Annotated in this window: 8 protein-coding genes; 2 read left to right on the forward strand and 6 right to left on the reverse strand. The window is 65.7% G+C overall.

Going from position 1 to position 14,131, the window contains the following annotated elements; translation table 11 throughout:
- Positions 1–18: 18 nt before the first annotated feature.
- Positions 19–3,195, forward strand: a complete 3,177-nt coding sequence (locus tag ACZ0BA_RS14935; RefSeq protein ID WP_463452010.1) for a S8 family serine peptidase — start codon at positions 19–21, stop codon at positions 3,193–3,195.
- 173 nt (positions 3,196–3,368) lie between these two features.
- On the opposite strand, the gene ACZ0BA_RS14940 is transcribed toward ACZ0BA_RS14935, so the two are convergent.
- From ACZ0BA_RS14940 to ACZ0BA_RS14965, 6 genes are all read right to left on the reverse strand, one after another.
- Positions 3,369–4,010 carry an NF038129 family PEP-CTERM protein gene (locus ACZ0BA_RS14940; protein ID WP_463452011.1) on the reverse strand — a complete coding sequence of 214 codons (642 nt, stop codon included), beginning with the start codon at positions 4,008–4,010 and terminating at the stop codon, positions 3,369–3,371.
- A 12-nt stretch (positions 4,011–4,022) separates the two neighbouring features.
- Complete coding sequence (locus ACZ0BA_RS14945; protein WP_463452012.1) at positions 4,023–7,064, reverse strand: ExeM/NucH family extracellular endonuclease; 3,042 nt, start codon at positions 7,062–7,064, stop codon at positions 4,023–4,025.
- 137 nt (positions 7,065–7,201) lie between these two features.
- Positions 7,202–8,239: a TIGR03790 family protein gene (locus ACZ0BA_RS14950; protein WP_463452013.1), complete on the reverse strand. Its 1,038-nt coding sequence runs from the start codon at positions 8,237–8,239 to the stop codon at positions 7,202–7,204.
- A 153-nt stretch (positions 8,240–8,392) separates the two neighbouring features.
- The gene (locus ACZ0BA_RS14955) at positions 8,393–8,887 is read right to left on the reverse strand and encodes an FxDxF family PEP-CTERM protein (protein WP_463452014.1); all 495 of its coding nucleotides are present in this window, start codon (positions 8,885–8,887) and stop codon (positions 8,393–8,395) included.
- 488 nt (positions 8,888–9,375) lie between these two features.
- On the reverse strand, positions 9,376–10,785 hold the full coding sequence (locus tag ACZ0BA_RS14960; RefSeq protein ID WP_463452015.1) for a mannose-1-phosphate guanylyltransferase/mannose-6-phosphate isomerase: 1,410 nt from the start codon (positions 10,783–10,785) through the stop codon (positions 9,376–9,378).
- A gap of 12 nt (positions 10,786–10,797) precedes the next feature.
- The gene (locus ACZ0BA_RS14965; protein ID WP_463452016.1) at positions 10,798–11,937 is read right to left on the reverse strand and encodes a sugar phosphate nucleotidyltransferase; all 1,140 of its coding nucleotides are present in this window, start codon (positions 11,935–11,937) and stop codon (positions 10,798–10,800) included.
- A gap of 676 nt (positions 11,938–12,613) precedes the next feature.
- Between ACZ0BA_RS14965 and ACZ0BA_RS14970 the strand changes: the two genes are divergently transcribed.
- A complete protein-coding gene (locus ACZ0BA_RS14970; protein ID WP_463452017.1) occupies positions 12,614–14,056 on the forward strand; it encodes an Atrophin-1 multi-domain protein in 1,443 nt (480 codons plus the stop codon).
- Positions 14,057–14,131 lie beyond the last annotated feature (75 nt).

Here is a 14,131-nt window from a genome sequence, read left to right on the forward strand (position 1 = left end):
CCATCGAGGAACCACCCAATGACATTACGCCCTGTTTCCGCAGCGATCGCGCTGCTGCTGTCCGGCCTGAGCCTGGCCGCGCACGCCGACAACACGCGCCGCCCCTACATCGTGCAACTGGCCGACAAGCCGCTGTCGTCCTACACCGGCGGCGTGGCCGGCATCGCCGCCACCAAGCCGGCCGCCGGCGCGCGGCTCGACCTCAACACCAGCGCGGCCCAGGTCTATAGCGGCTACCTGATCCAGAAGCAGCAGTCGGTCAAGGCGGTCGTGGCCGCCGCACCGCTGCTGTACGACTACAAGGTGGTGCTCAACGGCTTCTCGGCCATGCTCACCGACGACGAGGTGCGCGCGCTCAAGGCCAACAGCGCGGTGGCCAACATCACCGCCGACACGCCGCGCCAGATGCTGACCAATTACACGCCCAGCTTCCTTGGCCTGGAAGGCGCCAACGGCCTGTGGAACCAGCTCGGCGGCAAGGGCAAGGCCGGCGAGAACGTCGTGGTCGGCATCATCGACGGCGGCATCTGGCCGGAGAACCTGTCCTACGCCGACCGCGTGGACGCCAACGGCAAGCCGACCTTCGACAACAGCGGCACGCTGGCCTATGACGCGCCGGCCGGCTGGCAGGGCGGCTGCGACAGCGGCGAAGGCTTCACCGTGGCCCAGTGCAACAACAAGCTGATCGGCGCGCGCTACTTCATCGACGGCTTCAAGGCCACCGGGCGCACGTTGCACTGGACCGAGTTCGTCTCGCCGCGCGATTCGATCGGCGGCACCGTCGGCCACGGCGGCCACGGCACCCACACCTCGACCACGGCGGCCGGCAACAACGGCGTGACGGCCACCCTGGGCGACAACATTCCGATGGGCCAGGTGTCGGGCATCGCCCCGCGCGCGCGCATCGCCTCCTACAAAATCTGCTGGACGTTCAACGACGCCACCGACCCGACCGGCGGCAAGAACAGCTGCTGGGGTTCGGACGCGGTGGCCGCCGTCGAACAGGCCGTCACCGACGGCGTCGACGTGCTGAACTACTCGATCAGCGGTGGCACCGTCATCAACGACGCGGTCGAACAAGCCTTCCTGCATGCGACCAACGCCGGCGTGTTCGTCGCCGCCTCGGCCGGCAACGACGGTCCCGCCAACGAGGTCAACCACATCAGCCCATGGCTGGCCACGATCGGCGCGTCGGTCCACAACCGCGTGTTCCAGGGCACGGTCACGCTGGGCAACAACGCCACCTACAAAGGCGTTTCGCTGAACAACACGGCGCTGCCCAAGACGCCGCTGATCCGGTCCGAGGACGCGGTGCTGGCCGGCGCCAACGCCAATGAGGCGCGCCTGTGCTATAGCGTTGGCGGCAACGGCGGCCCGACGCTCGATCCGGCCAAGGTCGCCGGCAAGGTAGTCACCTGCGTGCGGGGCACCAACGCCCGCGTCGACAAGAGCCTGGCCGTCAAGCAGGCCGGCGGCGTCGGCATGATCATGGTCGACAACGGCAGCGGCCTGGTGGCCGAGGTGCATTCGGTGCCGACGGTGCACGTGACCAAGGCCGACGGCGACGCCATCAAGGCGTACGCGGCGGCCCAGGGCGCGCTGGCCGGCCTGAGCGTGTTCAGCAGCGTGATCGTGCCGAACGCGCCGGTCTCGGCCAGCTTCTCCTCGCGCGGCCCGAACCGCTACGACGGCAACGTGCTCAAGCCGGACGTCACCGCGCCCGGCGTCGACATCCTGGCCGGCGTCACGCCGGAACTGACGGCGGTCCAGCGCGCCAACGTCATCAACGGCACGCTGACGCCGCCGCCGGCGTGGGCGCTGTACCAGGGCACGTCGATGTCGTCGCCGCACGTGGCCGGCGTTGCCGCGCTGCTGCGCCAGCAACATCCGACCTGGTCGCCGGCGGCGATCAAGTCGGCGCTGATGACCAGCGCCACGCCGACCTTCGCCGACGGCCTGGCCGGGCTGCAACAAGGCGTGCTGCCGTGGTCGCAGGGCGCCGGCCACATCAACCCGTTCGGCACCGTGCCGCATCCGGCCAACGGCCGCGCCTATAACGCCAAAGGCGCCAGCGATCCGGGCCTGGTGTACGACCTGGGCGCGCGCGACTACAAGCGCTACCAGTGCGGCGCCGGCTTCAGCACCGAGTGCACCGACGGCTCGATCACCGGCTACAACCTGAACCTGCCGTCGATCACCGTCAACAACGCGCTCGGCACGGTCGAGGTCACCCGCACCGTCACCAACGTCGGCGCCAGCGCCGCCACCTACAGCGGCAGCGCCAGCCTGCCCGGCTTCACCGCCGTGCTCTCGCCCGCCACGCTGAACCTGGCGCCCAACGCCAGCGCCAGCTACACGGTCAAGCTGACCCGCACCACCGCCGCCTTCAACGAGTGGCAATACGGTGACGTCACCTGGACCGACGCCAGCCACGTGGTGCGCGTGCCACTGACGGCGCGCAGCGGCCGGGCCATCTCGTCGCCGGCGCTGACGGCCAGCACGCGCCCTACCAGCACCGTGCTGTTGAGCGTGCTCGCCGGCTTCAACGGCCGCATGGGCGCGGCAGTCGGCGGCTTCAAGGAAGTCTCCCGGGGCGCCACGCAAACGGTGCCGGCCATCCTGGAGCCGCTCGACTCGGCCGCCGACGTGGCCGCCGCGTGTCTTGCCAACACGGTCGGCGTGCGCGCCATTCCGGTGACGATACCCGCCAACACGGTGGCCGCCGCGTTCGAACTGTTCGACCGCGACACCTCGTCCAACGGCGGTGACGACCTCGACCTGGTAGTGCTCAATCCGGACGGCAGCGTGGCCGGCGGCAGCCTGCGCGGGGGCTCGACCGAGTGGGTGCGCCTGAACAGCCCGGCCGCAGGCAACTACCGCGTCTGCGTGGTCGGCTACGCGCCGGCCGACGGCGTCTCGACCGACTTCAACCTGTCGTCGGCCGTGGTCACCCGTGGCGACAACGCGGGCGCCCTGAAGGCGGCCGTGCCGAGCCGGGTCTACGCCGGCAACGTCGCCACCGTCACGGCCAGCTGGAGCGGCCTTGCGACGGGCAAGCGCTACTACGGCGGGGTGCAATACCTCGACCTGAACGGCGACGTCGCCTCGTCGACCACGGTGCTGGTGGAAACCAACAATCCGGTGCCGCTGGCGGAAGGCGCGGCCAAGGTCAGCCGCAAAATCAGCGCGCGCTAGGCACTTGCCGTAGCGGCGCGCTGGACAATCGAAACGCCGTGCCCGCAAGGGTGCGGCGTTTTTTGCCCCTACGGCCAACGCCCCGCCGCATCCGTGGACGAAAAAAAAACGACACATCCGCATGTGTCGTTTTTTGTGCGCCGGCCGGTGCCCCCGCCGGCCCTCCTAATGCCTTACGCCGCGTGCTTGCGGCGGCTGGCGACGCCGCCGACCAGGGCCAGCCCGGCGCCCAGCATCAACCACGTCTCGGCTTCCGGCACCGCGCTGACGGCGTTCACGCTGGTGCCGATGGTGTTGTTGAGCATGGCCGGAATCACGGTGCCGTACGGCGTCCAGTTCAGCAACACCAGCGCACCGCTCGGTTCGTTGGTGCCCAGCAGCGCGTCCTGCGCCTGGTTGTACAAGCCCACATAGAAATCCGAGCCGATACCGGCGCCCGGATCGGCGGCGCCGCTGAAGGTGACGTCGAAACCGATCTTGCCGCCGAAGTCGACTTCGTGGAACAAACCGTTCAAGCCACCGGCGCCGTTGTTGACCAAGGTGTAGCCGCCCGCCAGCGAACCGCTGGCGTTGCCGCTCAACTGCGCCGTGGCGGAATCGCCAAAGCCGGTGAAGCCGCTCAGCGACACCTGCGCCAGCGGGCTCGACACGCCACCCGGATTGAATTGCATGTCGATCCAGCCGGTGGAGGCGAACGACGACGTGTCGAGTTCGACGTGGAAGGTCGAGGCGGCCGACGCCAGGCTGGCGCAGGCGCCCAGCGCCAGGGCCAGCAGTGCGCGGCGCAGGGATGCCACAGGGAGTTTAACGATCATAATTTTCTTTCCTTAGAAATTGCCGCTGTAAATTTTAGCCGTATAGCTGATGCCGGCCGCGCCGGTTTTGGTAAAGCTCAGCGGGACGGTGATGGTGGCGCCCGGCGCCAGCGAGCCGACGTTGGCGGTGATGTAAGGCGCGCCGTTGTGGCTGCCGCTGGCGTTGAGCAAGGTGACGCCGGCCGCCAGGCCGCCCAGCTCGATCTGCAGCGGGCCGTTCAGCGCGGCGGTGCCGGTGTTGGTGACGGCGTAGCTGCCGCTCCAGCGCCCGGTCAGGCGCGTAAACACCAGGCCCGATCCGAGGCCGCGCACGCCGGCGGTGACGTCGAACGCCGACGCCGGCAGGTTAAGGCTGACGACCACCGGATCATGGTCGGAAGCGCGGTACGGCGCGGCGGTGTACTTGTCCTGCGGCTTGCCGTCGGTGTTGTAGTCGATCACCGGCGGCTCGTCGGCGTTGTTGTGCCACTCGGCCGCGCCCACCACCGCGGCGCTGAGCGCGGCGCTGGCCAGCGCGTGGTCCAGGTAGCCCGCTTCGCCGTTGAACACGTAGGAATACGGCATGGCGCCGGCGCCGCGAATGTAGCGCTCGAGCTGGTTGACATAGCCCTTGTTGACGATGACCTGCACCGGGTCTTCATGGCCGTAGGCGTTGAAGTCGCCGATCAGCAGCACCTTGGCGTCGCCGGCGGCGGCCACCACCTGCGGCACGAACACGTCCACCAGGCGCTGGGCCTGCTGCACGCGGGTCGCGTTCCAGCAGCTCTGGCCGTCGCCCTTGTCGCCGTCGACGTTCGATGGCGCCGGGCAGCTGCCCTTGGACTTCAGGTGGTTGACCACCAGCGAGAACTTGCCGCCGTTGGCCGCCTTGAAGGTCTGCGCCATCGGCGGCCGGTTGTTGATGGCGTCGGCGTCCGACAGCGCGTTGCCCAACAGCGTCAACGTGGCCGGCTTGTAGATCATCGCCACGCGGATGGCGTCGGTGCCGGTGGCGGGCGGCTGCGGCACCACCGCGTAGGTTTTGAGGCCGGTGCCCGGCGAGATCGCCTCGTTGAGCGCGTCGACCAGCTTGCCGACCGAGTAGTCGCCGCTGTTCTGGATCTCCATCAAGCCGTAGACGTCGGCCTCGAGCGCCTTGAGCTCGCCGACGATCTTCGCGCTTTGACGGTTGAACTCGGTGATATTGTCGGCGCCCCGGCAGTTCGAACGCGACGGCGCCCCGCCGCCGATCGCGCAACCCTGGCCGCTGGCGCCGGTGATGTCGGTGCCGTCGGTGAAGGTGGTGAAGTAGTTCAGCACGTTGGCGCTGGCGACCTTGACGTTGCCCGCTGCCAGCACCGGCGCGGCCGGACGCGGATTATCCTGCGAGAACACCGGCGTGAGCGTCGGCTGCAGCTTGAAGGCCGCCCCGCCGCCGCCCTTGGCGCCGAAATCGATCACGCCGGTCAGGTTGTCGACCGTGTCGCCGGCGCGCAGCGAACCGTCCGCGCCCAGGTAGGGAATCACGGCAGGGGTGGTGAAGATGCCGTCGTCGAGCACGATCTGGTTGCGGGCGTTGGCGGCCGCCAGCGCGATCGCTTCCGGCGTGCCGGCGCGGTATTTATTGGTCGGCACTTCGAGCCGGCCGGACGACAAGGTCACTTCGCCGCGATCGCCCAGGTATTGCAGCTGGGCCACGGTCAGCGGCGACGTGAAGCGCACCAGCATGCCTTCGAGCTGGCCCAGGTTCGGGTGCGGCAACGTGACATTGGTCGGCGTGACGGCAATGCCGCCGGCCAGCTTGACGATGCTGGTGACGGCGGTCAGTTCGGTGTAGGCGCGGCCGCCGGCCACCGGCGCGTAGTCGGTGACGGTGCCGCTGATGCGCACGCGGTCGCCGATCTGCACGGTGCCGGTGTTGGCAGCGGTGGTGAAGACGAACAGGCCGTCCGACGTCAGCGGATCGCCGTCGCCGTTCTCGTCCTGGATGAAGAAGCTGCTGCCGACTTTGGCGGTGACGACACCCTCGGTGGTCTGGATGGTGCCGGCGTACGGGCTGGTGTCGCCGCTGCCCTGGATTTGCGGAATCGTGTGGGTCAGGCTGGCCGGCGCGGCGACCGTGACGTTGATGTTGCAGATCGCTTGCTGGGCCTGGTCGTTGCCGAAGGTGACCACGACCGGATAGCTGCCGGCCTGCACGCTGGCGGCGACGTTGAGGCTGGCGCTGGCGGTGCCGCCGGCGGCGCCGGCGGCCAGGAAGTTAACCAGGCTGATGCCGGGCACGGCGCCGGCCGTGATGGCGGCGCGGTTGACGGTGCCGTCGGCGTCGGTGGCGCTCAGTTCGGCGCTGCCGTCGATGCCGAAGGCCAGCGCCAGATTGGCCGGGCAGCTGGCGACGATCGGCGGCGCCTGCGGCACGCCGCAAGGGCGCAACGCGCTGGCGCTGTTGCGCGGCGTCGGCGCGCCGGTAGCGAAGTCGCTGGCGTTGTTGTCGGTGTCGGTGCAACCGCCGGCGGCGCGCAGCGCGGCGGTGGTGTTGCTCAGGCCCGGGCCGTTGGCGCCCTCGAAGAAGCCGGCGTTATAGCCCAGCAGATCGACCAGCGAAGCGCTGGCCGGCGCCGCGCCGCTCAGCGCGGTGCTGTTGTTGACCAGCGCGACCTTGCCGGCGCTGCCGCCCATCGCCAGCGAACCCAGCGTGTCCGGTGTCGGCAGGCTTTCGGAGCCGCCGCTGCCGGCCGACTGCTGCAGCAGGAAATACTGGCCCGGCTGCAGGGTGACGTTGCCGGTGACCTTGCTGACGGCCCAGCTGCCGCCGGCCGCGCTGGCGTACTGCACGCTCCAGCCGGTGATGTCGACCGCCGCGTCGCCGCGATTGAACAGTTCAATGAAATCGTTCTTGAAGGTGGCGCCGGAATTGCCGCCGCCGCCATAGACCTGGCTGATGACGACCGGCGACACGGCCAGCGCGGGCGCCGACAAGACGGCCAGGACAGCCGGCAGCGCGGCCGCGATCAGGGTGCGGCGGCCGGGCGTGGACGCGGCGCGGGGGACGGATGAAGTACGGAGAGTTTTCATGAACGATCCAGGTGAGCATTGTTATTAAATATAGCAATTTACATATTATGACATCGTCATGACCGCCTCATGACAGCGATATGTTTCACATGTATCAGGTGTTGCATCGGCGCCAACGATGGGCGCCGAGGACGGATTTAGCGCGCGTACGGCGCCGCCAGCGGGTCGCCGATGAATACGCCCTGCGCCGGCCAGCCGACGCTTTTCCAGTAGGCTTCGATGGCGCTGTCGCCGCTCAGGTAGCGTTTGAGCAGCACGGCCGGATGGGGAAATTTCTGCACGTGGTTGCACGGCTCGGACACCGTGCCGTAGCTGGCCGTGGCGCCGGCCTCCAGCCAGCGCAGGCTGCTCATCTGGCCCTCGCCCAGCAGGTCGCCGCCGGTCGACGTCAAATGGTCGGCCAGCGCGCCGGGCAGGAAGCGCAACGTGTCGAGCTTGTCGACTTTGACCATGCCGGTCTGGTAGATCATGATGTCGTGCGCGTCTTCGAGCGCGTCGGCGTTCAGGCGCTTGATCGTCAACTCGTGCGAGGCGACCTTGCCGGCCGGCGGGAAAAAGCGCGCGCGCACGCTGCGCAGGCCGTCCGAGGTGGTCAGGTAATACGCGCTGGCGGCCGGGAAACGGAAGTAGCGGGTGCCGCCACGGGCGATGAGCTCCTTGGCCAGCGGCACCGAACCGGTCGGCATCAGCATGCTGATCTTCATCGCCTCCATCGCCGGCGTGACCTGGTCGCCGCCGAAGTAGGCGCTGGGTTTGCCCGGCCCGCAAGGCGCCGCGCACTGGGCGGCGTCGAAGCCGAGCGTCAGCGCCGAGGTGATCGAATTGCAGCCGACCGCGTACGGCGCGGTCCAGACCATCAGCACGGCACGGATGTCGGGGCCGAGGCGGTCGAGGATTTGCTGGCGCAGCGGGGCGAATTGCTCCGGCGTGAGCTGGCGCGGCGACTTGGCGATGCGCACGTGGACGATATTTTTTTCGGGAATGCCGCGGGCGTCGCGGTAGAGAGCGCCGATGGCCACGCTATTGGGCTCGTCGTCGTTGACGACCAGCGCCAGCTGTGACGGCGCCAGCGCGGCGGCTGCGACAGGACTTGCCAGCGCCAGGCCGAGGCCAAGCGCGGCGATCACGGTCGCCGGGGCCGCTGTGTTCCGGGTATGACGGGGCAAAGCGCGCACCTTCCCTCCTCCGCGTGCGCCGATCGGTGTGACCGGACTTGCATCATTATAGAGGCGGAAAGGTGGCCATAAAAATAAAAAAAGCCCCGGGGCGTAGCCGGGGCTTTTTGATGCCGCGCGCGCCGTTGGGCGCGGCCGCGGCGAACACAGCAATTAAGCTGCGTTTTTAGCTTTGCGACGACGAGCCATGAAGCCCATCAGGCCCAGGCCGCCCAGCATCATTGCGTAGGTTTCGGCTTCTGGCACGGCGGTGACGGTGACGTCGCCGCTATAGGTAGCGCCAGCGGCTGCGGTACCGAACAGGTTCAGCGTGAACGACGACGCTGGGCTCGAGCTGAAGAAAGCGTAGCGGCCTTTGCCGGCCGAAGTCAGTTCGCCAGGAACGCCGTTCAGGTTCGATTGCGACGAGAAGGTCAGGTTCTGACCGCTGATGCTGACGTCGACCAAGTAGTAGCCAGTTGCCAGGCCGGTGAAGGTGATGACGTCGCTGCCGCCCGACAGCAGGCCATCGCCAGCAACGGCTTTACCGTTGAAGTGATTCATATCGCTGGTTGGCGGGGTCACGTAGATCTGTACGGACTGGTCGGCAGCCATGGCGTTGAACGAAGCGGCGGCCAGCAGAGCGGCGAAGATGTGTTTCAGTTTCATCAGAAAATCCTTAAGGAGGTTATAGGCCGCGGAGGTGGCCACTTGTTTGTTCACTAGTAACTAGACAGCATCATAGCATGAAGCAAGCAAATTAGTTGCTCTTTTTTTATTTTACATATTTTTTTTGAAAGCCTTTTTCATACCGTGAAATAAATGTTGCGATGCGGTATTTTGTGGCGCCATAATGCGCTTCCATTATTGCTCAGGTCGCTTGCCAACGCTACAACTTTAAAAATAGTTCGTTGCAAAACAATGACTTGCGATTCGCTTGCAAAAGCGATTTTGATTTATCTGTGACAACTCAAAAAACCAACAGGCATCATCTTCGGTGACGAAAAAATGTGCTGCGCCGCATGCCGCGACACAGTTGTCCTGGGCAATTTACGCTGCGGGGCCTTTGCCATGGCCACACGCGAACGCCATTGCGGTGGCGAAAAAAAACCCGCGTCGAACGACGCGGGCCGGTGCGGGCGGGGAGTCCGGAGCGCTTAAACGCGCTGGTAGACGTCCTCGAAACGAACGATGTCGTCCTCGCCAAGGTAGCTGCCGGACTGCACCTCGATCAGGTGCAAAGGCAGTTTGCCCGGATTTTCCAGGCGGTGGTTCATGCCGATCGGAATATAGGTCGACTGGTTTTCCGACAGCAGGGTCACGCTGTCGCCGCACGTCACGCGGGCCGTGCCGCTGACCACGATCCAGTGTTCGGCGCGATGGTGGTGCATTTGCAGCGACAGCTTGCCGCCCGGATTGACCGTGATGCGCTTGACCTGGAAGCGCTCGCCGATGTCGATGCCTTCGTAGCAACCCCATGGGCGGTACACCTTGGTGTGGTGCAAATGCTCGGTGCGCTCAGTGGTTTTCAAATGCTCGACCACCTGCTTGACGCGCTGCACCTGGTCCTTGTGCGCCACCAGCACCGCGTCGGCGGTCTCGACCACGACGACGTCGCTGACGCCCACCAGCGCCACGATGCGGCTTTCGGCGCGCACCAGCGAATTGGCCACGCCGTCCAGATACACGTCGCCGCGCGTGGCGTTGCCGTTCGCGTCGTGCGGCAGCACGTCGCGCAGGGCCGACCACGAGCCGACGTCGCTCCAGCCGATGTCGGCCGGCACCACCACCGCGTGTTGCGTGCGCTCCATGACGGCGTAATCGATCGAATCGGACGGGCTGGCCGCAAACGCGGCCTCGTCCAGGCGGCAGAAATCCATGTCGCGGTAGGCTTTCCGCACCGCTTCGCCGGAGGCGGCGGCGATGGCCGGCGCGAATTCGGCCAGCTCGCCCAGATAACGCTCGGCGCGGAACAGGAACATGCCGCTGTTCCAATAATAGGCGCCGTCGTCGAGGAAGGACTGGGCCTTGGCCTGGTCCGGCTTTTCGACGAAGCGGTCGACCTTGTAGGCGGCGCCGACGGCCGTGCCGCGATGAATATAGCCGTAGCCGGTCTCGGGCGCGGTCGGCACCACGCCGAAGGTGGCCAGCGCCCCATCGCCAGCCAGCTGGGCGGCGCTGGCGATGGCGGCGTGGAAGGCGGCGCGGTCGGTGATCACGTGATCGGCCGGCAGCACCAGCATCAGCGCCTCCGGATCGATCGCGCGCAGGTACTCGGCCGCGGCGGCCACGGCCGGCGCCGTGTTGCGCCCGGCCGATTCCAGCATGATGCCCAGCGGCGTCACGCCGATCGCGCGCAATTGCTCGGCCACCATGAAGCGATGGTCGTTACCGCAAACGATCAGCGGCGCGGCGAAGTCGGCGCCGCCGACCAGCCGTAGCACGGTTTCCTGCAGCATGGTCTGCTCCGACACCAGCGGCAGCAGCTGTTTGGGCAGTACCGCCCGCGACAGCGGCCACAGCCGGGTACCGGCGCCGCCGGACAGGATTACCGGGTAAATTTTCATGCAACTTCCTTGTTATTTATCGGCTTCGGCCGGGTTGCGCCGCTTGTTGCGGCGGTCGCGGGCATTGGTCCACTCGCCATCGCCGTACTCGGACACATGGCGCATCTCGCCCGCGCGGTCGACACTATAATCCTTGAAGACGATCATTTCGTCCAGTTTTACGTTATGTAACACCCGGGTGTACTCGAACAGCACGCTGCGCACGACTTCGGCGCCGGCGCAGATATGGCTGCCGTGGCCGATCCAGGTCGGGCCGATGATGGTGCTGCCGGCCTCGATCTTGCAGCCCGAGCCGATGTAGACCGGGCCCTCGATGGTGGTGCCTTCCCAGTCGATGCTGGTGTTGAGGCCAGCCCAGATGCCGTCGGCCAGCTGGATGCCCGGCACGTCCATGTGGGCCACTTCGCCCATCATCACGCTCTGCGACACTTCCCAGTAGTCCTTGACGCTGCCGATGTCGATCCAGCTGAAGGTGCGGTTTTGCGAGTAGAACGGCACGCCCTGCTCGACCAGCAGCGGGAACAGCTCGGAGCCGATGTCGAACACCTTGCCGGCCGGGATCAGGTCGAGGATCTCGGGCTCGAAGATATAGATACCGGTGCTGACGAAATTCGACAGCGCCTCTTCCTGCTTCGGTTTTTCCTGGAACTGCTTGATGCGGCCTTCCTTGTCGCTGACCACCACGCCATAGCTCTCGACCTTGTCCCACGGCACTTCGCGGCAGATCACGCTGGCCTTGGCGCCCTTGCGGCGGTGTTCGAACAGCGCCGACTTCAGGTCCAGGTTGATGACGGCGTCGCCGCACAGCACAATCGTGGTGTCGTCGAAGAAGCCGCCGAACTCCTGGATCTTCTTCATGCCGCCAGCCGAGCCCAGCGCCTCCGGGACGACTTCGCCCTTGTCGTTGGTGTAACCTTCGAACGAGTAGCCGATCTGCACGCCGTACTGGTCGCCTTCGCCGAAGTACTCCTCGATTTTTTCATGCAGGTAGCTGACGTTGACCATGATTTCGTTGACGCCGTATTTGGCCAGGTGCTCGATCAGGTAGGCCATGACCGGTTTGCCCAGCACCGGTATCATCGGTTTTGGTAAATCGAACGTCAGCGGGCGCACCCGGGTCCCCTTGCCTGCAGCCAAGATCATCGCCTTCATATATGGTCCTCTATAAAATAGGTAAAAAAAAATGCCCGCCGGCACTGGCCGGGGCGCCTGACGAGAGGCGCCGCGCGGCCCGCACGCGGGGTTGGCCCGGGCGGCAGGGAGGATCATGGCATAGCAACAACATTTTTACCAGCGAAAAATGCTGCATGTGCACATAAATCGTCCGAACGCGCCCCTTGGCGTTTCGCTACCGAAATATAGCAGACCGGCGGCGTGGTCCCGCGCTCCGCTGGCGCGTGCCGGACCGCAGCGTCGTTTGCGCCAGCGCAAAGCGTCCGCACTAAATACCGCGACGGTATCAAGACATGATCCGCACATGCCGCCTTAATTCATTTTTAATATTCGCTGTATTTAATCTATATTCAGTAATTTAATATCTGCAACGCACGTCAATTAATATATTGATTATATTATCTTTAAAAAATAGCCGGTGCAATTTGCGCAAGAAAGCCCACGCCAGCCGCGTCGGCGGCTGCGCAAGGCCTTGAAATTGAACAGAATGAAATAAAAAATGACAATCATCGGCCGTTTCTGGCGGAGTATTGGCGAGAATACGTCAGATTCAAACGGCAAATCCAAAAAAGTTCCGTACGGCAAGAAATCTGTGTATAATATTTTTCAGGGATGCGGTTAATGCCCTCCACATTCATTCAATCAGGAGTTAATCATGTTCTTCGGGAAATCAACTGGCTCGTCCGGCCAACATCTTGCCAAACTGGTCGGCTGGTCGATGCTCAGCGCCAGCGCACTCAGCTTCCAGGCCGGCGCCCAGACCACCACCGCGCCAGTTGCCGGTGGTTTCGAGACGTACCAAAAGCCATTCGCGGCGTCGTCGCCGTGGAACTCGCGCCCTATCAATCCGGTGCTGGACACCTATGAAATCCCGAAGTCGAGCTACTTCCCGTCGATCGAGCGCGGCACCTGGTCGACCGGCCTGTTCCTGGCCAAGACCACCGACAAACCGGTCACCGTCACAGGCCGCAACGGCGCGCCCGGCCCTAACAATCCCGATACGCTGATGAATGGCGCGGTGACGCTGCCGCGCTGGCCCGCCGACACGCTGCCGGCCAGCGGCGCCGACGGCCACGCCGACATCTATGACCCGGTCACCGGCATCATCCACTCGTTCTGGCAGCTGAAGAATGTCAACGGCAAATGGGAAGCGGCGCTGTACGCTTGGTCGCCGGCCAAGGGCTCCGGCTGGGGCGACCCGGCCCACTACTACCACGGCGCCCGCGCCACCGGCGTGCCCGCCGCCGCCGGTCTGATCCGTACGCACGAGATCGAGGACGGACAGCCAGTGTACAAGCACGCGCTGGCCATGTCGCTGACCTACAACGCGCTGTCGGCCACCACGCCGTACGTGTACCCTGCCACCTCGTCCGACGGCGACGCCACCAAGACCAACTACGGCAAGATCCCGCAGGGCGCGTTGATGATGCTGCCGGCCAGCTACGACACCTCCAAGATCGGCAACCTGCAACTGCGCAAGATCATCGAGACGCTCAAGACCTATGGCGCCTACGTGGTCGACCGCAACACCGGCACGCCGTTTGCCATCTACGCCGAAACGGGCTCGCCGCTGAACCTGATGCCTAACGGCTGGAGCAACAGCGTCGCCGCCGAGATGGACCGCGTGCGGGCCAACCTGCGCCAGGTGGTTGGCGCGCAGAGCTGGGTCGACGGCAACGGCAAGGCCATCAAGATCACCACCCCTGCCAGCGTCAACGCGCTGTCGATGCGCGGCCCATGGACGCGTACCTCCGGTACCACGACGCCAAACTTCGACCAGTGGGCCCAGGCCTTGGTCTTCCCTGCCGCGCCAACGCAGACCGTTGTCACCAACGGCAATTCGAGCGGCCTGACACGCGTTACCTGGGGCCGGCCGAAGGTCGGCAGCACGCAGAAATTCTCGGTCATCGCGACCGGCGGCGCGCTGCTCAAGATCCAGGTGTACGTCGGCGGCACGGTCAAGTTCAACTCCGGCGCACTGGGCAACGGTCAAACCGCCCGCTTCGTCTGGCCTGAGGGCGGCTGGATCGTGCTGACCGCCGCCAGCGGCGCCAACAACGTCTCGTCGGTGCGCGCCGACCTGTCAGCCGTCGAGTAATAGGTACTCTCCTTCCCGCCCGCGTGCACGCGGGCGCGGCGCATGCCCGACTTCGCGGTCGGCCATGCGCTTTTT

The organism is Duganella sp. AC917 (assembly GCF_979258245.1).

What these genes read in the sequence shown, in the direction of transcription:
- ACZ0BA_RS14945 (WP_463452012.1), bottom strand. Translation starts at nt 7,064, where the DNA reads ATGAAAACTCTCCGTACTTCATCCGTCCCCCGCGCCGCGTCCACGCCC.
- ACZ0BA_RS14935 (WP_463452010.1), top strand. Translation starts at nt 19, where the DNA reads ATGACATTACGCCCTGTTTCCGCAGCGATCGCGCTGCTGCTGTCCGGC.
- ACZ0BA_RS14970 (WP_463452017.1), top strand. Translation starts at nt 12,614, where the DNA reads ATGTTCTTCGGGAAATCAACTGGCTCGTCCGGCCAACATCTTGCCAAA.
- ACZ0BA_RS14960 (WP_463452015.1), bottom strand. Translation starts at nt 10,785, where the DNA reads ATGAAAATTTACCCGGTAATCCTGTCCGGCGGCGCCGGTACCCGGCTG.
- ACZ0BA_RS14955 (WP_463452014.1), bottom strand. Translation starts at nt 8,887, where the DNA reads ATGAAACTGAAACACATCTTCGCCGCTCTGCTGGCCGCCGCTTCGTTC.
- ACZ0BA_RS14940 (WP_463452011.1), bottom strand. Translation starts at nt 4,010, where the DNA reads ATGATCGTTAAACTCCCTGTGGCATCCCTGCGCCGCGCACTGCTGGCC.
- ACZ0BA_RS14965 (WP_463452016.1), bottom strand. Translation starts at nt 11,937, where the DNA reads ATGAAGGCGATGATCTTGGCTGCAGGCAAGGGGACCCGGGTGCGCCCG.